At 41.1% G+C, this 19166-nt stretch carries 16 protein-coding genes and 1 pseudogene; 10 read left to right on the top strand and 7 right to left on the bottom strand.

Annotated features, from left to right (window positions below; all coding sequences use genetic code 11):
• Positions 1-5: 5 nt before the first annotated feature.
• Positions 6-889: pseudogene (locus tag DU53_RS11810) on the bottom strand (IS3-like element ISKol9 family transposase); the annotation flags it as partial.
• A gap of 436 nt (positions 890-1325) precedes the next feature.
• On the opposite strand from DU53_RS11810, the gene DU53_RS02680 reads away from it, so the two are divergent.
• The 3 genes from DU53_RS02680 (at position 1326) to DU53_RS02670 (ending at position 5726) form a co-directional block, all read left to right on the top strand.
• Complete coding sequence (locus DU53_RS02680) at positions 1326-3155, top strand: glycoside hydrolase family 36 protein (RefSeq protein ID WP_063727347.1); 1830 nt, start codon at positions 1326-1328, stop codon at positions 3153-3155.
• Complete coding sequence (locus tag DU53_RS02675) at positions 3142-4890, top strand: S8 family serine peptidase (RefSeq protein WP_063727345.1); 1749 nt, start codon at positions 3142-3144, stop codon at positions 4888-4890. Before DU53_RS02680 ends, DU53_RS02675 begins: the two co-directional genes overlap by 14 nt.
• Positions 4891-5279: 389 nt before the next feature.
• Positions 5280-5726 (top strand): NUDIX hydrolase, encoded by a 447-nt coding sequence (locus tag DU53_RS02670; protein ID WP_063727344.1) that lies wholly within the window; start codon positions 5280-5282, stop codon positions 5724-5726.
• A gap of 74 nt (positions 5727-5800) precedes the next feature.
• Here the strand turns inward: DU53_RS02670 and DU53_RS02665 are convergent, their stop codons facing one another.
• The 6 genes from DU53_RS02665 to DU53_RS02640 are packed head-to-tail and all read right to left on the bottom strand — an operon-like array spanning position 5801 to position 9902.
• The gene (locus DU53_RS02665; protein WP_063727342.1) at positions 5801-6433 is read right to left on the bottom strand and encodes a histidine phosphatase family protein; all 633 of its coding nucleotides are present in this window, start codon (positions 6431-6433) and stop codon (positions 5801-5803) included.
• A 46-nt stretch (positions 6434-6479) separates the two neighbouring features.
• The gene (locus DU53_RS02660) at positions 6480-7712 is read right to left on the bottom strand and encodes a LemA family protein (protein WP_063727340.1); all 1233 of its coding nucleotides are present in this window, start codon (positions 7710-7712) and stop codon (positions 6480-6482) included.
• Positions 7713-7772: 60 nt separating this feature from the next.
• Positions 7773-8711, bottom strand: a complete 939-nt coding sequence (locus DU53_RS02655) for an alpha/beta hydrolase (protein WP_063727338.1) — start codon at positions 8709-8711, stop codon at positions 7773-7775.
• Between the two features lie 43 nt (positions 8712-8754).
• Positions 8755-9099 carry an inorganic pyrophosphatase gene (locus DU53_RS02650; RefSeq protein WP_082853771.1) on the bottom strand — a complete coding sequence of 115 codons (345 nt, stop codon included), beginning with the start codon at positions 9097-9099 and terminating at the stop codon, positions 8755-8757.
• A complete protein-coding gene (locus DU53_RS02645) occupies positions 9077-9517 on the bottom strand; it encodes a ParB/RepB/Spo0J family partition protein (RefSeq protein WP_063727334.1) in 441 nt (146 codons plus the stop codon). Before DU53_RS02645 ends, DU53_RS02650 begins: the two co-directional genes overlap by 23 nt.
• Positions 9518-9563: 46 nt before the next feature.
• Positions 9564-9902 (bottom strand): DUF3795 domain-containing protein, encoded by a 339-nt coding sequence (locus DU53_RS02640; protein WP_063727332.1) that lies wholly within the window; start codon positions 9900-9902, stop codon positions 9564-9566.
• A gap of 387 nt (positions 9903-10289) precedes the next feature.
• Here DU53_RS02640 and DU53_RS02635 point away from each other — a divergent pair, with 387 nt between their 5' ends.
• The 7 genes from DU53_RS02635 (at position 10290) to DU53_RS02615 (ending at position 19107) form a co-directional block, all read left to right on the top strand.
• The gene (locus DU53_RS02635; RefSeq protein WP_063727330.1) at positions 10290-11429 is read left to right on the top strand and encodes a hypothetical protein; all 1140 of its coding nucleotides are present in this window, start codon (positions 10290-10292) and stop codon (positions 11427-11429) included.
• 187 nt (positions 11430-11616) lie between these two features.
• A complete protein-coding gene (locus tag DU53_RS12405; protein WP_201029979.1) occupies positions 11617-13512 on the top strand; it encodes a hypothetical protein in 1896 nt (631 codons plus the stop codon).
• Positions 13513-13612: 100 nt separating this feature from the next.
• Positions 13613-15463 carry a hypothetical protein gene (locus DU53_RS12400; RefSeq protein WP_201029978.1) on the top strand — a complete coding sequence of 617 codons (1851 nt, stop codon included), beginning with the start codon at positions 13613-13615 and terminating at the stop codon, positions 15461-15463.
• A gap of 466 nt (positions 15464-15929) precedes the next feature.
• On the top strand, positions 15930-16859 hold the full coding sequence (murF, locus tag DU53_RS02625; protein ID WP_082853770.1) for a UDP-N-acetylmuramoyl-tripeptide--D-alanyl-D-alanine ligase: 930 nt from the start codon (positions 15930-15932) through the stop codon (positions 16857-16859).
• Positions 16819-17337 carry a glutamate ligase domain-containing protein gene (locus DU53_RS11805; protein WP_153020801.1) on the top strand — a complete coding sequence of 173 codons (519 nt, stop codon included), beginning with the start codon at positions 16819-16821 and terminating at the stop codon, positions 17335-17337. The genes murF and DU53_RS11805 overlap by 41 nt, the downstream gene beginning before the upstream one ends.
• A 14-nt stretch (positions 17338-17351) precedes the next feature.
• Positions 17352-18818 (top strand): UDP-N-acetylmuramoyl-L-alanyl-D-glutamate--2,6-diaminopimelate ligase, encoded by a 1467-nt coding sequence (locus DU53_RS02620; RefSeq protein ID WP_012745018.1) that lies wholly within the window; start codon positions 17352-17354, stop codon positions 18816-18818.
• Positions 18808-19107 (top strand): hypothetical protein, encoded by a 300-nt coding sequence (locus DU53_RS02615; protein ID WP_063727327.1) that lies wholly within the window; start codon positions 18808-18810, stop codon positions 19105-19107. The genes DU53_RS02620 and DU53_RS02615 overlap by 11 nt, the downstream gene beginning before the upstream one ends.
• Positions 19108-19166: the final 59 nt, after the last annotated feature.

Raw genomic sequence — 19166 nt, 5'->3', positions numbered from 1 at the left:
AATTATACATCTATTATGTCCAATAAGGCTATATTCCCTTCCTGTATTGTGGTTATGTACTTAATATCTGCTTCCCACAGTATTCCTGTCCTGTCTATCTCATGCTGGGTTGAGCGCCTAACAGGATGGTGCTGTTTCGGCCAGTATTTCCTGACATATCCCAGCTTCTTTCTCATTCTGTGTACTTTCTTGTGGTTCACTATTATCCCAAATTCATTCAGAAAATACTTGCTGAGCTTCTTACTTCCTAATACTTTCAGATAATACTCAGGTTCATATGGATTCACTCTGCTGTATATGTCTTTGAGTAGTTTTTCAAGCTCTTTATCTTCGAACTTTTCACCGTTTGTCTTTAGACAGTAATTGCGCCTTCTACCTGGTTTTGTCTTTTTGAGAAAGAACACCGGTTTCTTCCTGCGATAGTAACTGCTTCTGGTTATTCCAAAGATTCTCAAAAGATAAGAGGTTGAAAAACCATAACCCATATATGTTTCAGCGAAAAGTTCAACTGCTAGCCTTTTCCAGTTTTTTTTAGAGCTTCTTTTAGCAACCTTATTTCCAATTCTTTCTCTGCTATTATGAGTTTGTATTTCTCGATTTCGTTGAGAACCCCTTTTAGCTCTTTTGGGTCTTTCTTTATCTTGTCAAGCCCTATCTCTTTGTACAGAACAGGTGGTATCTTCGTTGGATCAACAATGAAATCTCCAGCTCTGAGTTTCGGTTCAAAAGCACTTTCTCCCTCCGCTCTGTATTTGTTTATCCAGCCCCATAATGTAGAATCCGGTATCCCGTATTCTTCCCTGATTTCTCTTGTGTTTTTGTGGCCCTCTTCGTATTCCTTTACCACTTTTAGCTTCAATTCCATTGAATATTGTTCTCTGCCTCTCATCCCTTCGCCCCCTTTTCTTTCATACTATCACTTCGTTATCCCTTGTCCTATTTCTTTAGGGGGTGATTACGAAAGCTACTGCGCAGCGGCACAAATCCCTTCGGGATTGGTACGAACCCCTGCAGAGTTGTTTCGAACCACTTCGTGGTTGTTATGAACTGGTGTGCAGTTGACATGCGCCTTCGGCGGATAGAACCAAAAAAAAGAAAATCATTAAACACGTTTCGAAAATAAAGCCGGTCATCCTGGACTTGGGTCAGGATCTGCGTGGGTCTCTCTATACCTCTAATGCTCTTGGACTCTCGATACTTACGTACAACCTACAACCCACAACCGACAACGGTTTTATCGCCGCATGGCGGCTTTCGTGTGGACGCAACTGCGGTGTAAATAACTTGCGCTATAATCGAGTTGAATCGGATTTGGGGGGATTTATGTGCGGGTTCAAATACCGGGAATGATTGATTTTGAAATCGATGGTCAATTGAAGACGAAAGTTGTTTCGGCTGGACTGGAATTCAACTATAAGCTGAATATTCTGGATTCCGGTTATCTAATCAACCTCTCTTTGACAAACATCGAAACGGTTCCTATAAAACTTTCCAGTTTCACCGTAGCAAAATTTGCTGATCTCGATTTTCCTTTTTACTTCAACAATTGGGGTTCATGGTATCCATTTAGGTTGTATGAACGCATCCCAGATACAAAGCAGGTTATAGCTTTTGCGCAATCCACAAAAACTACGCTCTTTTCAGCTACGCCGATACCGGAACTTTTCAATATCGATATATTTCCCAGCGACTATTTTATAGCAAATAAAGGGTTTTTGGCTGGATTCCTTGACTCAAAAGTCTCTCATCCCTATTTCACGATAGATGAAACTACCAAAACCGTGGAAGCCAGGATCGAGCTCTTTGGAAAGCCGCTCCAGCCTGGAGAAACCATAGAGATCGAACCGTTAGTGGTTTTTCATAGTGATAAACTCAACAGAATGCTGGAAAACTACGCGGAAAAGATAAAAGATTACAAAAAACCCGTGTTCAAAGAATTTGAGGGTATAGGCTGGTGCAGCTGGTATCACTATTTTACCGATATCACTTTCGAAGAATTGAAGAAAAATGTTGAACTTCTGGCGAATCTTCGCGAAGAAAGAGGGCTTCCATACACGTTAGTGCAGCTAGACGACGGTTATCAGAAAGACATTGGGGATTGGCTGGAAACCAATGAGAAATTTCCCTCCCTCGAGGAAATAGCAAATGAAATATCAGGGAAAGGGTTCATTCCCGGCTTATGGCTTGCACCTTTCTGCGTTTCAGAAACCTCGGATCTATTTAAGGAACATCCGGAATGGTTTGTTAAGGATTCTTCTGGCAATCCAAAACGTGCCTTCAGAAACTGGGAGAAAAACATCTACGCTCTCGACCTTTCAAACAAAGAAGTACTTGATTTTCTAAAGGACCTTATGACGAAAACCAAAAAGGCAGGATTCAGGTATATCAAGATAGATTTCCTTTTTGCGGGTGCAATACCCGGAATAAGGCAGGATAAGGACATAACCCCCATAGAAGCCTATGTTAAAGGATTGGAGACAATAAGAAAAGCCCTGGGGGATGATGTTTACTTACTCGGATGTGGTGCGCCATTGCTTCCATCTATCGGCTATGTCGATGCCATGAGAATAGGACCTGATACCGCACCGGTATGGGGTGGCGAACTTCCGGATTTGGGTATTCCAAGTGCAAAATATTCAATCCGAAACGCTCTTACGCGTTACTTTATGCATAAGAGGTTATGGATAAACGATCCAGATACTCCAATTCTTCGCTCTCAAGCGGTTAAACTCTCCGATAACGAGAAAGGACTTTTCAGTTATGTCTGTGGATTACTCGACAATCCCGTCATCGAGAGCGATGATATGTCTCTCGTGGATGATAAAGGGATCGAAATCTTGAACCGAACGTTGTCTTTAATGGGTGGAAGGCCAAGGGTTTACTTTGACGATACCGGTGAAATCTTTACGGTGGCGGTAAAAGGTGGAAAAGAAAAAAACTCCGTTGCTATCATAAACCTCAGTGATGAAAAAGCTAAGGTTAAAATCCCTGAAGAAGCACTTTCATGGTCTGGAGTGAGTGTTGGAAAGATGGAAGTGGAGGTAGAGCCGCGTTCCATCTTCTTGAAAAGCGTGCCGTCAGTAGCTGTGGAACTTAAAAAGACTGTTGAATACAAAGACGATGAAAGACAGGTGAACTACTATGAAGAAGCGTAAGTTTTTTGTTATTTCGTTGTTCTTTGTGGTATTTCTTTTATCGGGATGTATTTTTAGTCTCTATAAAAGTAGAATCTCCGGAAGTATTTCTCCTTTTGTTGGTAGCGTTGTTGAGGACAAACAAAGCGTATTAGCCATTGAACCTTCAACGAGTTCAATTGAATTCGAACACCATGTCTCTGGAGAATATATTGTAAAGTTCAACGATTGGTTAGATAGAAATAAAGCCAGTAGCTTATTTATGAGTGTTGGCATGGAAAAGAGTTCTATTCAGAAAGCGCTTAGTTTCAGGGGGAGTAAAACAAATTATTTTCTTATTAAAGCCAGTGAGGAGAATATAGAAAAATTAAAAAGACTTCCTGAGGTTGAATTTGTGGAACCGAATTATCTCTTTTTTTCACAGGCAGAAGTGACGCCTAATGACCCGTATTATCCTGAACAGTGGCACTATTCTTTAATAAATCTTCCCGCTGCCTGGTCGATTACCAAGGGGTCATCACTAACTGTAGTAGCTATTATCGATACGGGAGTAAGGTTTGACCATCCGGATTTGCAGGGAATATTTTATGATGATGGCTACGATTTTGTGGATGATGACCCAGATCCGACGGATCCCGGGATGTCCTACGATGGAAAAATCATAAGCCATGGAACACATGTTGCAGGTACCATAGCTGCCCTCACCAATAACAGCCAGGGCGTTTCGGGTGTTTGTTGGGGTGGCAGCGGTATTAGAATATTACCGATTAGAGTCCTTGATGATTCGGGGATCGGAACATCATTTGATGTTGCCAGGGGTATCGTGTACGCTGTTGAACATGGAGCGAAAGTATTGAATATGAGCCTTGGCAGCCCCTCTGATAGCTCCATTATTCGCGACGCTATTAAGTACGCATACGACAATGATGTTGTCGTAGTTTGCGCAGCCGGAAATGATAATGGGAGTTTGAGATATCCGGCAAAGTACCCCGAAACAATAGCGGTAGGAGCAGTTCGGTTAGATAAAGAAAGAGCCTGGTATTCCAACTATGGGCCTGAACTGGATGTTGTTGCTCCCGGCGGAGACCTCGGTGTTGATCAGAATGGAGATGGTAATCCAGACGGAGTTCTGAGTACATGCTGGATATCAAATGATGGGGAACTTTACGAGTTTTTACAGGGTACATCCATGGCAGCCCCACACGTTTCTGGAATTGTAGCGCTTCTTATGAGCAAAGGTTATACCGGTGTTGAAACGATAAGGAAAATCCTTAGATATACCGCGGAAGATCTTGGAGAACCTGGTTTTGACAACTATTACGGTGCAGGTTTGGTTGACGCATACAGGGCTCTGACATACGATACAGGATACGAGCCTTTCATTGTGTGGACGGTTGATGCTGTTACAGGAGTTATAGATTCGATAACCAGTGCAGATGAAGGCGGGAATTTCTTGCTAACAGAAGTAAAAGCGCGTAGTGTTTACGTCTATGCATGGAGAGATGTAGATCACAATATGTATCTAACTTCTGGAGACCTCTACGGTTATTACGGTTACTCTGGTGGCAACCCAAAAGATGGAACACCCACCGCTATTACCGTTGAACCGGGTGAGACTATCACGGTGGAATTCCAGTTCTCACCTATCATTACTGATAGGTTGAAACCCGTATTTGAAGGAAGCCTTCTCCAAAAGGTGCTGGAGATCAAAGAAGCAGCGGTTGAAGAATATTACAATAAACTGGAGCGGAAATAGATAAAATTGAAAGTCCGAAAGAGCTGCTTCGCAGCGACAAGAATCCCTTCGGGATTGTCACGAACTCCTGCGGAGTTGACCCGAACCACTTCGTGGTTGTTACGAACTCCTTGGGAGTTGGGGCAAACTGCTTCACAGTTGAAAAAATATCAGACACTTGCAAGGCTGGCAGTTGGTGACGCGGCGTTCGAAGGCTGAGGCTTGCAGACGCAGATGAACCCCGTTGTTGGTGTGGGTTGTATGTTGTACGTAACTTTCTCCAGACCCTAGACCCGATCTTTGTCTTCTTGAATTGTCATCCTGAAGTTGATCTTAGTTATAATGCGTAGTGGCAGATTATTTGTGTCTTTTGTTTAAATGGGATTTTGAGGTAAGGAGTTGGTGAGAACATGGATAGGAAATGGTGTATTGTGAATGTCGAAGCGGCGATTTATAGGGAAGATAAATGGCTTGTGATCAAAAGGAGCGAAAAGGAAGAGCACGCTCCCGGTGCAATTTCATTTGTTGGAGGAAAAGTAGAGGTCACAAAAGCTTCCCTCAACATACTGGAAGAAGCCCTAAAGCGAGAGATTATGGAGGAAGTCGGAATTGAAGTTTACGATGATATTCAGTATATCGAGAGTAAGTCGTTTTTAACGGATAAAGGCGAACCGGTTGTCGATGTTGTATTCCTTTGCAGGTATAAAAGTGGCGAACCGCGCTGTGTAAGCGTGGATGAAGTTTCCGGGGTGTTTTGGTTGTCAGCACAAGAGATTCTCGAAGATGTTAATACCCCTATATGGGTAAAGCAGAGTTTGAGAATCGCTGAAAAAATGAGATTGAACCAAAAAAACTAAAATTCATCAAGCAGCTTATTATGAAAAAAGCCTCCCATAAAATAAAAGGAGGCCTTTTCTTTATCTGTGCAAATCTACTTCATCGCGGTCAGGTGGCTGAAATTATTAAGGTAATAGGTAATGACGTCCTGCGGTCCCCTGATTATCAATCTGGACATAGCGGTATCGTTCATAGCGAACAGGTAGATGTGTTTATCTACATACGGTTGATTCACAGGCAGGTTATAAATGATCCTCAACAATACATTTATGGTTCCACCGTGGGTCACTATACAGACTCGCTTATCCATATGCTTATCGATAAGTTCGAGATAGAATTCGCTTACCCTGCGGATATGGTCTAACAGTGATTCCCCGCCGGGTATCGGAACATAGTTTCTGTAACCCTTTTCATCTGGCGGTGGACTAAATTTTGAAACTTCTTCTCTGGTCATTCCCGCGATTTTTCCTGAATCCTGTTCTCGTAACCTTGAATCATAGATTATGGGTTTCCCCACAGCCTGAGAAGCTGCTTCAGCGGTTTGAGCTGCGCGCTTCAACGGGCTTGAAAAAAGAAGGTCACATTTGTAATTCTCTTTTTCCAGCTTTTCCTTGAGCAGCCTCGCCTGTTTAAGACCCTTTGGAGTGAGTTCAACATCCCAGCTTCCTTTAATTCGTCTTTCATCGTCTCCAACAGAATGTCCATGCCTGATAAGGAGCAAATCCATTCGATCACCTCATACCTCTTAGTTTTCCAGTACCACACCAAATTCTTTATTCCTTCCAGAGTCGCTGGTGTTTCAATCTTCCAAGCTTTGCAACAATAAGATCCGGAAATCGTTCGAGCCTTGCGTTGTAGAACGAAGCGATTTCATTGTAATAGCCCCTTGCAAGGGCAATCCTGTCTTCGGTGTCGCTAAGTTCTTTCTGAAGCTTTACAAAGGCTTCCTGTGATTTTAGATTCGGATAGCGTTCAATGAGAACCTTGAGGACTTCTTTGCCGGACATGTTTTCGAGTTCTCCACGAAGTTCTGCGAGCTTTTCCTGGGTATCCTGTTCGTGTTTTACAAGTCCCTTAACCACATTCACCAGCAGAGGTATCAGGTCGTGCCTTCGTTTTAACTGTACTTCTATCTGGGACCAACCCTGCTGAACCCGCCTTTGCAAAGATTTGAGGCTGTTGTAGGTTACCCAGAACCATCCTATAAACAGCATAACCAGAAAGGAACCTATTGTTACAATATACGGCTGAATCGGTTCCTGTGGAAGAGAGAATGTTCGATCGATTGAAAAATACGCGGTTGCGATAGCCGCAATGATACCCACAGCTACCAGAAGCCAGTAGTAAAGGCTGTACCTTCGGCTGAGTTTTTTCTCTTCCCTAATGGAAATAAGGAACATAGGAGCTTCTTTATCGTATGCCACTTCAGGTGCTACAATATCTTCCCTCTCTCTCGCCTGCCCGAAAACGTACAAATCAGCGTCGGGTGGAATGATCCGTTCAACGAATCTCCTGCGGTGATCGGAATACATTATCGCGCGGTCGGGACCTTTTCCGTAATACAAAGGATCGTTTCTACCGCAAACACGGTTCATGACGGTTATGGCTTCTACCCTTGCTTTTTCCGGCTTGATAAGAATACAGCCGGTATCATCGCAGAGCTCAAAGGGTATTTCGTCGCCACCAGAAGCTACTGTTTTCCAACCACTTTCGGTCTTTGTTCTTGTCCTTGTTTTTCCATGAGAATCGGTATATGTCTCGGTAGTGCGTTTTGTCCAGTGCTCTTCAATCGACCATCGATAATAAACACAGGGCCTTTCAGTCAGATAGCTTGTGAGAGGTCGTGTTGTTTTGACTTTTCCTTTGAGTTCTACAAGACCGATGAAAACACCTTTTACTTTTGAGGTAGGAGTATCGTCTATTAACCTTTTCTTTTTTAGATTTTGCATCGCGAAAAGCACGCATAATAACATGACGACGAATCCTATTAACAACACAAACAGCATTCAATCAACCTCCATGAAGCTTTATTGATCTTTTCTAAAATATTCTGTGTTCTCTCTCTCTTATTCATCCAATATGTTCATTAAGACTTTGTTGAAATCCTCCGGGAAAGTATGTCCCATACCCGGATAGATACTCATAACACAGTGAATGTTGTTTTCCGTAAGCAATTCCTTCACGGTTTCTGCCCTTTTTAGAAGCATATCTTTTTCCCCGGCAATTATGTATACCTTAAAGTTGTTCTTGTTGTTTTTTATAAGCTCTTTGATGTAGTTCATATCTCTGAATGCAGGTACCACGAGTATCAATTTTTCCGGTTTGAGCTCGTCTTCAAGGGCAAGTTCAAGAGCAAGCCCGGCTCCCTGAGACGCTCCACCGAGTATCAGCTGGCTAATCTCAGAGGAATTATTGTTCAAATACTCTTGAACCTGTGCCTTAACTTCTTTTTTAGCAATTTCTACATCATCCCAGCAAAACATTCCCGTTCCAACCTGTTGAGAGGATTGAAGGGCGAGAAGTCTTGCTCTTCCATTTTCAACTGCTCCTTTCCATAAAGTGGCGAATTCCTCCGCGTCTCCCATTCTCCAGTGGAGAGCAACAATTAAGGGGAGTTTGCCAGAAGAAATACCAGCTGCTGGAGGGTTGAGTTCAATCTTTAATGGAGTTGAAAGTTTGGCAGCGTCAGCCTGGCGTTTCTTGAAAACATTTAATATTTCAATATATTCGGGCTCATTATTTATGTTTTCAAGATCTCTGTCGTGCAGGAGCACTTCAGGCGATATCCAGTACCCCGTATTTTCAAGTTCTTTCAATGCTTTTATAGCCAACTTTTTCTTGTTTTTGAGCGAATAGATGCACGCTTCCCAGTATTTCGTCTTGAATGCCTTGCTTGGATAGTTGCTTTCGATTTCATCTATTAATTCAAGAGCTTCAGCTATTTTTCCTGCCAAGTAGAGATCGAAAAACTCATTCTGATAGACATGAAAAGCTTTCTTTTTCATGCTTATTCCTCCATTCAAAAAAATGCCCCTTGTAACGGAAAATCTATTTGCTGATGGGATTATCGATAATAATTCCGCTCATATACGGGTTATTTACTATTTTAAGAATCTTCTTCTTATCATCTTCATTACAGCCAATAAGGATCTTGACCTCAGAATCCTTTTTTAATGTGTCAACCGTTATTACTATCCCAGTGATTTTTCTTTCATCCATGGAACCAATCCAGACGTCTATTCCACCACCATCGCCTGCTGTTGTTCCTTTGAGGTAACCGTAATCCAATGGATAGACGATCTGGGGGTATTTTGGGTGCCTGGTCCCTTTTGGCCTGTCTATGACTATTTCATGCTCAGTTATGAGTGTTTCAAACCTTTCCCAGAAATTCATGTGCATCATCCCCATTCCTTTTTCTTTCATTCTCAAGAGCTTCTTGCATCTTTTTACATCTTTCGTACCACAAGATTTCGTAGTCGCTGTGCGGAATGATTCTGTCTTTTAGGTCGGAAATACTCTTAATTCCTTCATCAAGGCACCAATCAACACAGATTTTGTAGGCTTGCAGATCCAGTTCATCTTCATCCCAATATACCGGTACCTTTTCCAAACCACTGAGACATGCAGCCATTGCCCGAGTGTGTCCGTCTGTATAGACTATGAGTCCTTTCAGCTTTATAACAGGAATCGGTGGTAGGGCATCGAATCCCTTCTTTTCAATAATATCCAGCACACTTTTCAATTTTGCCTGGCTTATGTATAGCTGGCTGGGTTGAATTTTATCAAGAGAAAGAAAAAATGTCTTTTCCAATCTTATAAACCTCCCAATATGTTTAACTGCCAGAGGATCTCTATTGTTAATCCGGGAATCGCTCTTTATGAACTTGATCAAGAAAAGTCGATTCATCAGGAAGACTTTTCAGAAATTTACTGATTTCAGAACAGGGGTATGAATCACACTCTCCGCAGTTATTCAAACCTTTTTCCTTGCAGCATTTAGTGAAAGGACAATTTCTGCACATCTGCCATATTTGATTGGATTTGCAGCCGTAGCAGACCAAATCTTTTGCCTCGATTTTCAAGTTAATTTCTTCACTCCATTTTTTGGCTGTCTCTTCACGAAGTCTTTTATCGTTGTTAATCGTAGCTATGTACACAGGACATCTATGACAGTCAATACCACAATACGCTCTCATAGTTCTACACTCTCTTTCTAATTATTAAAATACAGTCAAAGTTTACCAGAAAAAAGAAGGTTTTAAGAACCGGTGAACATGCGACCTGTGAGTATGGCTGGTTGAACCAGTGGGATGCACCTGTGGTAGTTAAAAACCCAAGAAAATAAAAACATTGGCTGAAAATAGAGGAGGGCATGGGATCATGCCCATGCCCTCAGAGCATTGGCGATAACATTCGCCATGCTAACAGGCTTGAAAGCCTATTAATATTATACAACAAACTATGTGAAATGCAAATGTTTCTGCTTCTTCTGAGATGCAAGAACACCGCGACGTAGCCTCATCACTTATCCTTCTTTTCATGCTAAACTTTACCTGGACAATATCTCCAGAAAGGTGGATTGGATGGAAAACGTGAAGAAGAAGAAGATCATCGAACCCATTCTGCTTCTCCTTTTTCTTTCCCTTTTTCTATTTCTTTTTGGTTCACGTATGGGATTGGGTAACATGTTTAAAACCATCATGTACACCGCTCACGACTTGTTGTTGAATACAGTGTTCTTTATCATGGCGGTTGCCGTACTTACGGGAGCTCTGGGTGGACTGCTTTCGGAATTCGGTGTTGTGGAAATGCTGAATAAGTTACTCTCGCCTCTCATGAAACCCCTGTATAATTTGCCGGGAGATGCCGCTATCGGTATTATCACCACATATCTTTCGGATAACCCGGCGGTCCTTTCACTGGTAAAGGACCGGAATTTTATAAGGTGTTTTAAGCAGTATCAACTGCCTCTTATGTGTAATCTCGGAACCTCCTTTGGAATGGGGCTAATGCTCACAACCTTTATGATCGCCCAATCAGCTATTGCAGGGTATAGCCTTCTTGTTCCAGCACTTGTGGGAAACATTGCGGCTGTTCTTGGAAGCGTGGTTTCTGTGAGAATCATGGCTTTTTACACGAAGAAAGCTTTCAGGCATTCAGCAGCATTTGGAGACATAGAAGCAGCAGAAAATACGCTTTCACATACGGATAAAGGGCTTTTTGAAAGATTCATGGATGCGGTGCTGGAAGGTGGAAAGAGTGGGGTCGATTTAGGAATTTCGATAATTCCCGGTGTGTTAATAATCTCCACGTTTATAATGATGCTCACCTATGGACCGGCTTCCCCTGAAGGATATTCAGGCGTCGCGTATGAAGGGATTGCTGTATTGCCGTGGCTGGGCAAGAAGCTCTTTTGGCTTCTGAATTTTCTTTTTGGTTTCTCCTCTCCAGAGCTCATCGCTTTCCCGCTTACTTCCCTTGGTTCAACGGGAGCGGCCCTTGCCCTGGTTCCCAAATTCATAACTGAGGGAATACTCATGCCCAATGATGTTGCGGTGTTAACTGCTATCGGAATGTGTTGGAGCGGGTATCTCTCAACACACGTCGCGATGATGGATTCGCTTGGGTCAAGGCAACTGGTCGGTAAGGCAATCTTCAGCCACACGATAGGTGGTATCAGCGCAGGGATATTTGCTCATTTCGTATATATGTTGATATCGTAATGTAGAACAACCAGCTCACATTATTTGAAAAATATTCTCTAAAACTATAAAAGGGATGTCTCCTTACTGTAGGGTGCATGTTTATCTGCACTATGTAGGTTGGAGACATTCCTTTTGTTATTTTTTGTTGAACGATGGTGGTGGTGATAAAATTGAGAAAACGTTTTGTTTTTTGGGGGGGATTAGGGTGAAGAAGATCGTTGTGGTAATGATTTTTTTGCTTTTCTACCTTTATGCGTTTCCAGCCAGCAGCGACGCCTTGCAGTATCGTATAAACATCACGAGCGAACTAAATAAAAGCTATTTGAAGGCGATTCAGGGCATTATAAACTACAACGGGCTTTTCAAATCGGGGCGTGACTTTTTCTTGGAAACGCTTTATTCTAAAGACCCGCTTTTGGCCAGATTTCAGAAAGAAACGCAAGAGGCTGTTCGAAAAATGCAAGAAGCAAGAAGTAGAGGGGCTTCCAGTGAAGAAATTTTGAGACTCCAGCTTGAGTATCAGGAAGCACGTTTGAGGGAAAACAAGCAACTCACCGCTTTGATTGAATCCAACCTGTACAACTCCATAGATTATCTTGCATCAGAAACCCTGAAAGGTTCTATGAAAACGGCTGGTAAGGTGATAGACGACGTGTTATCGAACTGGAAAACGATTTTAGAACCGCTGCTCGAAGGTGATTTTGGTGGAGTAGTAAAGAACGCGATCCTCCAATTGATAGACTCAACGTATAAAGTGACTTTTATCGATTACTGCAAAAGAAACTATGGGGCTACTGAGAAGATAGCACAGTACTGGTGGAAAACGTACTTTGTTGAACCCTTCGAAACCTCCGAAGAAAAAAAGCTGGTGGATAAGGTTCTCACTAAAGCTTCAGATGATCTAAAGGATAAATTGAAAGACAGGTTAACCAAAAGGCTTGAATTGGAGATTCTCAGCAAGGGTGGCAAATTGACCAAAGAAGCGATAGAAAAAACTGTCAAGGAAAAGGCTGAATCGATATTAAAAAACATTATAGAAACGCCTTCGTTGCTTGTAGAGCTATTTACGAAATATTACAATGTTGTCGATTTCCAGATCATGTTTAATGACATAGCGGCTAATGAAGTGGTGTTCATCAAAAAGATCAGAGAATTGGTTGGCGATAATGAAGATGAGATAAACAAGTGTTACTTCGATAAAGCTTACTTCCTATCGAAAATAAAAGCTTTAAATAAAGGCAAAATACAGGTGCAGGGAAAAAAGGAGCCATCGAAAAAGTTGGCAAAGTCTGAAGAGGTTATCCCTGCGGAGGTCATAGTAAAAGCAGAAGAAACCGCAAGAACACACGATCCTTTGCGTGAAGTAAGTACAATACAAAATATTGAGGATAAGATTGAAACACTGAGTGAATTGCAGGTAGAGGAGAAGATACCAAGTCCCGATAATGCCAAACAGATAATCGAGTACGCCTTCGGGCAGCTGGAAAATGACGAGATAACTCTGAGTGCATTCACTTACGAAGTCAATCAAGTGGTCAGTTCTTACATCAGTCAGATGAACGAGGCCAAAGCAAAAATAGCCAGTGCACTTAAAATGGATTATAACAAAGGGTTGATTGACTGGAATGAATATTCGGAGAAAGTGAAGAGTATAAATGAAGATGTTAAACAAAACCTCGAGGAATTGAATACCTTTATCTCCTCGAAAAAGCAGGAAATAGAAAGGAACCAGAAAGCATTCAGACAAAAGTTGTCCCAGTTAATCAGATCTTTTAATCCCGGAAATGAGATGAAACTTATTCAAGATAAATTGTCAACAAAAATCGTGGAATTTTTGAAGCTCTATAAACAAAAAACAGGGCAATATGTTTCGATATATCCCTATTCGAGCTTTTCAGCAATGATGAAGGAATTCAATGAAGGATTTGGCCAATCGTTTATAAACCAACTTACTTCTAAAGCGCCCTCACTTTTCTTGCTACAAAATGGTGGCTGGATTCTGGAAAACCTTTTGGGGATCTGTTATGAAGACGAACACTTAACCGGTACTCTGATCGAGAAAGTACAACAGTTTATCCGAAAAGATCAACGCCCTCTTTGATAGCGTTCCCGAATATTACTACACAGACCGGGATGGCCGAATCGTATATTCACGGGATCTGGCGTCAATTGAAGCTTTCAAGAAGTCATTATTGGGAAGGATGAAAGGAACGCTTGATTGGAAGGCCACAGTTTCTCAGTGGGCTTATATGGCAGAGTTGAAAAATGAAAAAACAAAGCAATATCTCGAAGTCTATCTGGCGTTCCTGACACAAAAGGTGGAACTATTCCAGAACATGCTCCAGATTGTCGTTGATGGTTTCAACTCTCTGGAACCGCTTTATATGGAAAAATGGGTAAGCAAGATTGAACAAATGGCATATACAATACGGAATATGTGGGAGCAAAAAATAACGCCAGATGAGGCGCGGAATAAATTGAGGAAGATCTCCCAGATTACCAAAGATGTAGATTCAAAGTATGCGTATTGGCTTGAGACTCGCGACGTATTGGAAGCTATAGCCAGTGATGTTTACAGGATAAAGTCAAATGGCGTGGCAATGCTGAACTTTGAACCATCGAAGAAATATTCCGATTATATAAATTCACTGATTGTAAAGAACAATCAACTCAAAAAACGCGCGTCACAGATGATTGAAGAATACGAAAAAGCCTCTCTTTTTGATTACACTCACGATCTGAAAACCAGAGTACTGGATTTCGTATCGAAATATCGCTCAGATCTGGGTCATGGATTCTTTGCACAAAAAGCAGGTATATCTTTCCCCTTGGGTCCAGATGATCCGGATATAATGGGCATTGTGGGTGGAGATCTTGAAAAAGCTTTAAACCTTTGCGAAAGGTATGAACAATTTCTTGAAATGGCTGAAAAACGTGAGAAAGCAGCTAAAGAGGCAGATAGGGTCTTGGATAGCTATCTGGATAAAATTCAGGCTGAAGTAGAAGCCATTGAAAAAGCAGGAGGATACACGACCAGCGAGAAAAAGGAAGAACTTATCAGATTACTTGCCGAGGCAGTTGAAAAGGCAACCGAGACTTTCAAAAGTTATGGTTTTGAGTACAGTAATTGGTCTTCGTCAAGAGAGAGGAATTTGAGATCCAGGATAGAGAACATAAGGGTTCTTGAAAGCAACGTAGGCCAATCCGTAGGAAAAACTACAAACAAATTCCGGGAGATTGAAAAACCGGAAAAAATCACTTTGGGTGATCTTGTATGGCTGAACGTTATGAAAGATGGGTATCCAAGCTATAGATTCAGACTCTCGCCCGATGGCAAAAAATTGCTAATTGAGCGCAATAACAATTCCGGAAATAGCTTTAGCCTGTATAACATAGAAACTGGGACGCTTGATGAATTCCCTCTGTCTGAACCTGTCAAAGCGATCCTCTCAAAAGGATATAACTTTGACTGGATTTCCGAAGATAAAATATATCTTTACGCATACAGTGGCGAAGGTTTCGAAATCGACAAATCAGGTAGTTATAAAGATAGACCGGTTACAACGATCAAAGGCATGGGTCTGGTTTTGCAGGGGATAAGTCCTTCAGGCGAATATATCCTTGCACGCAAACTTGATGGCGGTATATATGTATTAAAAATCAGTGATGCCACGATAGAAAAAATCGGAATTACGTATGCGGATAAGATTCTGCAATGGGTACCAGGAACAGATTCTGTTCTCTTCAAAGACCAGAATTCAAAATTGAATATTTACGATGTTAAAAGCAGAACCCTCAAGACATATGAAACCACTTTTGAAGGTTATGTTTGTGCCATTTTACCGGGCGGAAAATGGATTGTTTACGGGAACCCCTTCGAAGTCGTTGCCCAAAACCTCAACGATTCCCAAAAAATTACGCTTTGGAAAGGCGAAGGGGGAGCTAATATTCTGACAGGAATATATCCTTTACAGGGTAATACGGTTCTTTTGGTGTGGATGCATCATGGCGAATCTTTTGATTACGGTGTGCAGGTATGCAAAATCGAATGATAAATACCTAATACGCCTATTAAAAAGCAGTTGAAATTGCAAAAGAGATCCAGAAGATAGATTCGAAGAGCGATAAATGGATTGCTTCCGATGCTATACGGGAATTGACGAGCGAAGCTGTTCAGGAAAGATTGAAAAATAAAAAATAGCTGAAGGGATTGCTCTGTCAAGGCAAAAAAGCGTAAATGCCCTAGAATTTTGGGTGCACGCTTAGCGAATTTCTTTCCTATTTCTTCTGTTCCTTCTTAGGATTTCCTGCAGGATTGTTTGATAAAAACGACACACTTTTAGCTTTGAATTTTCTATAGTTTTTAATAACAAAGAAATAGTTTGTGATCATAATTAAATTGTGAAAAATATCACATATAAATTAGATGTTGTCATAGGTAATATTATTGAATTAGAAAATACCAGGGAACTGTGAACAAAAGCTTTCTATCTTCATGTTTTTTCGGAGGTAACTTTCATGGAACCGATATCTTTGTCTAAAATTATTGAAGCTACAGGTGGGACTTTACTCTCGGGAACTCCTGATGTTGAGATTTTTGGCATTTCCACCGACACTCGAACAATACACAAAGGGGATTTATTTGTTGCGCTGGAGGGGGAAAGATTTGATGGGCATTATTTTATAGACGAAGCCTTCAAAAAAGGAGCGATAGGCGCAATTGTGTCAAGAGAGGTTGAAAGCAAAAATATAATTATAAAGGTGAGAGATACACTTAAAACTCTTGGAGACATAGCTAAGATTTATAGAGAAGAGTTCGACATCCCTGTTATAGCGGTTACTGGTTCTAATGGCAAAACAACCACAAAAGAAATGCTAGGGTATATCTTAACCAGGGAGTTCAAAACTGTAAAGGCAAAGGGAAGCTACAATAACTTTGTGGGAGTACCATTGACCTTGTTGGAAATGGACAGGCATACGCAGCTGGCTGTTCTAGAAATGGAAACAAATTTATTGGGAGGTATAAAAAGGCTTTGTGAGATAGCTAAACCTTCAGTTGGTGTCGTTACTAATATTGGTGATACTCACCTGCAGTTTTTGAAAACAAGGGAAGGGGTATATCAGGAGAAATCAGAACTTGTGGAATCTTTGCCTGAGGATGGGGTAGCGGTTTTGAATGCCGATGATCCATACGTATTAAAAATGAAGGAGATATCTAGAACAAAGCGGATAGTTACTTTTGGAGTAGAAAATAAATCCGAATTTTCAGCTTCTAATATAAGAGTTGGGGATACGTTTCTCGAATTTACCCTAAACAATAATTACAGAGTTAAACTAAATACTATTTCCTATTGTAATGTTTACAATGGATTAGCAGCAATCGCTGTTTCCCATTGTGGTTTTTGGTTTGAGTTTAGAGAAAGTGATAGATATTCTGAAAGACTTTAAATTTCCCTCTCTGCGAATGGAATTAATCGAAATTCCTCTTATAGATAGAGCGACTTCGAATGAAGAAAGTGTAAGGATTATTAATGATTGTTATAACGCTAATCCTCAATCAATGCAAGAAGCTCTGGTTGCTGTTGGAAAGATGAATTCTTATACTAATAAGATAGCAATTCTGGGTGAAATGCTGGAATTGGGGGAAAAAGCTCCAGAATTCCATTATCAGATAGGTAAGATATGTGCGGATTGTGGATTTGACATGTTGATAACCGTAGGAGATCTTGCGCAATATATGGCTCATGGAGCTGAAGATGAAGGTATGCCCAGGGAAAATATATTTGTTTCTGTCAATAATGTGGAAGCGTCAGATCGTCTTTTGAGAATCCTGAGACCGGGTGATATTGTTTTGATCAAAGGCTCGCGTGGAATGAAGATGGAAGAAATAGTGGAGAGATTGAGAAAAAGGCTTGGAGTCTTCTAGGGGAGGACCAAAACATGGAGATGGTTCTAAGAGAACTGATAAAAGATTTGAAAGAAAAAAGGGTTGAAGGTAGGCAGGACTTAGTAATTCGCGGCATTGAATGTGATTCGAGAAAAGTGGAAGAAGGTTTTTTATTTGTTTGTATTCCGGGTTTTAATTTTGATGGACACAAATTCATCCCCGAGGCAATAAAGAGAGGTTCCCGGGTAGTGGTGGTTGAGAAAGACGTTAAAACAGCTAAAGATGTCACTGTTATTAAAGTTCCTAACACAAGATATGCTCTAGCGGTCTTGGCGAACAGGTTTTATGGATATCCGTCAAAAAAACTGCAGGTAGTAGGAATTGCCGGTACTAATGGCAAGACAACCACCACTTATCTGGTAAGGGATGTATTAAAAAAGGCGGGAAAGAAGGTAGCTCTATTTGGAACAATTGAGTACGACTTAGGGAACAGGACATTGCCGGCAAGTACGACCACTCCACAAAGCCTGGAGCTTCAGGCAATGTTAAACGAACTGGTAAACAAAGAGTTTGAATACGTGGTTATGGAGGTATCTACCCACGCCACGGTGCTGGACAGGGTAACTGGTTGTGAATTTGATATAGGCGTATTTACCAACATAAGTAGAGATCACATGGATTTTCATAAAACAATGGAGAACTATTTGGAAGCAGAGATAAAGTTCTTCAGGCTTTTAAGCCGGACGGGAAGAAGAGCAGTTATAAATATCGATGATCCTTACGCGGAGCATATTATAAAAAACACAAGGACAGAAATTCTGACTTATGGAATAAATGATAAAAATGCAGACATAAGAGCTTTTGATATAAAAGTCTCGAAAACAGGGTCAAGATTTAATGTTATCACCCCTTTAGGAGAAACGGTATTCTACCTCCGATTACCAGGTAGATACAACGTGTATAACGCCCTTGCTGCTGTTGGGGTGGGAATAAGTGAAGGACTGAACCTTAATGAAATTAGAGAAGCTATCGCTCATGCAAGTGTTCCGGGAAGGTTTGAACGAATTGACTGTGGGCAATCTTTTGATGTGATTGTTGACTATGCCCATACTCCTGATGCACTTCAAAAAGCTCTTGAAACCGCAAGAGGACTTTCTGAAGGAAGAATAATAGTTGTATTTGGTTGTGGAGATGATAAGGACAGGCGGCCCTTAATGGGTGTGGTGGCAGCAAGAATGAGTGATATCGCAATTCTTACCTCTGACAACTCAAGAAATGAAGAGCCGTCAGAAATTATAAGTGATATTGAATCTGGAATCAAGAAAGTCGATAATTCTTTCCAATATCTGGTTATCGAAGATCGCTTTGAGGCAATAACACAAGCATTGGAAATGGCAAAAGAGGGAGATTTGGTGCTTATTGCAGGAAAAGGGCATGAAGAGTATCAAATTATCAAAGACAGAAAAATTCCCTTTAATGATAGAAAAGTGGCGGAGAGGATACTGAAAAATGGATTATAAAGAAGCTTTAGATTATCTATATAGTTTGAGAAGATTTGGCATTAAGCCAGGAGTTAGAAGAATAAAAATGCTTCTTGAACTTTTGGGGAATCCGCAGGATTCCCTCAATGTTGTTCATGTTGCGGGTACAAATGGCAAAGGTTCTACCGTTGCCTTTATAAGTTCTATACTGAAAGAAGCAGGATATAGAGTAGGAACATATATTTCACCGCATTTGATTGATTTTACTGAAAGAATGACCATAAATGGACTTCAAATAAAAGAAGAGGTTGTGGTAATGAGATTTTGAATAAAATCAGACCACATATTACAGAGGTAGCCAATTCTAAATTCGGGTCTCCTACTTTT

The sequence above is a fragment of the Kosmotoga sp. DU53 genome, from assembly GCF_001639905.1.
GTDB lineage: Bacteria > Thermotogota > Thermotogae > Petrotogales > Kosmotogaceae > Kosmotoga > Kosmotoga olearia.
The sequence above is the reverse complement of the archived record's forward strand: the minus strand, read 5'-3'. Positions and strand labels throughout refer to the sequence as shown.

Coding starts and splice junctions, on each gene's coding strand:
- DU53_RS02650 (WP_082853771.1), bottom strand. CDS start 9,099: ATGAATTTCTGGGAAAGGTTTGAAACACTCATAACTGAGCATGAAATA.
- DU53_RS02660 (WP_063727340.1), bottom strand. CDS start 7,712: ATGCTGTTTGTGTTGTTAATAGGATTCGTCGTCATGTTATTATGCGTG.
- DU53_RS02670 (WP_063727344.1), top strand. CDS start 5,280: ATGGATAGGAAATGGTGTATTGTGAATGTCGAAGCGGCGATTTATAGG.
- DU53_RS02675 (WP_063727345.1), top strand. CDS start 3,142: ATGAAGAAGCGTAAGTTTTTTGTTATTTCGTTGTTCTTTGTGGTATTT.
- DU53_RS02620 (WP_012745018.1), top strand. CDS start 17,352: ATGGAGATGGTTCTAAGAGAACTGATAAAAGATTTGAAAGAAAAAAGG.
- murF (WP_082853770.1), top strand. CDS start 15,930: ATGGAACCGATATCTTTGTCTAAAATTATTGAAGCTACAGGTGGGACT.
- DU53_RS02655 (WP_063727338.1), bottom strand. CDS start 8,711: ATGAAAAAGAAAGCTTTTCATGTCTATCAGAATGAGTTTTTCGATCTC.
- DU53_RS02635 (WP_063727330.1), top strand. CDS start 10,290: ATGGAAAACGTGAAGAAGAAGAAGATCATCGAACCCATTCTGCTTCTC.
- DU53_RS02640 (WP_063727332.1), bottom strand. CDS start 9,902: ATGAGAGCGTATTGTGGTATTGACTGTCATAGATGTCCTGTGTACATA.
- DU53_RS12400 (WP_201029978.1), top strand. CDS start 13,613: ATGAAAGGAACGCTTGATTGGAAGGCCACAGTTTCTCAGTGGGCTTAT.
- DU53_RS02665 (WP_063727342.1), bottom strand. CDS start 6,433: ATGGATTTGCTCCTTATCAGGCATGGACATTCTGTTGGAGACGATGAA.
- DU53_RS02615 (WP_063727327.1), top strand. CDS start 18,808: ATGGATTATAAAGAAGCTTTAGATTATCTATATAGTTTGAGAAGATTT.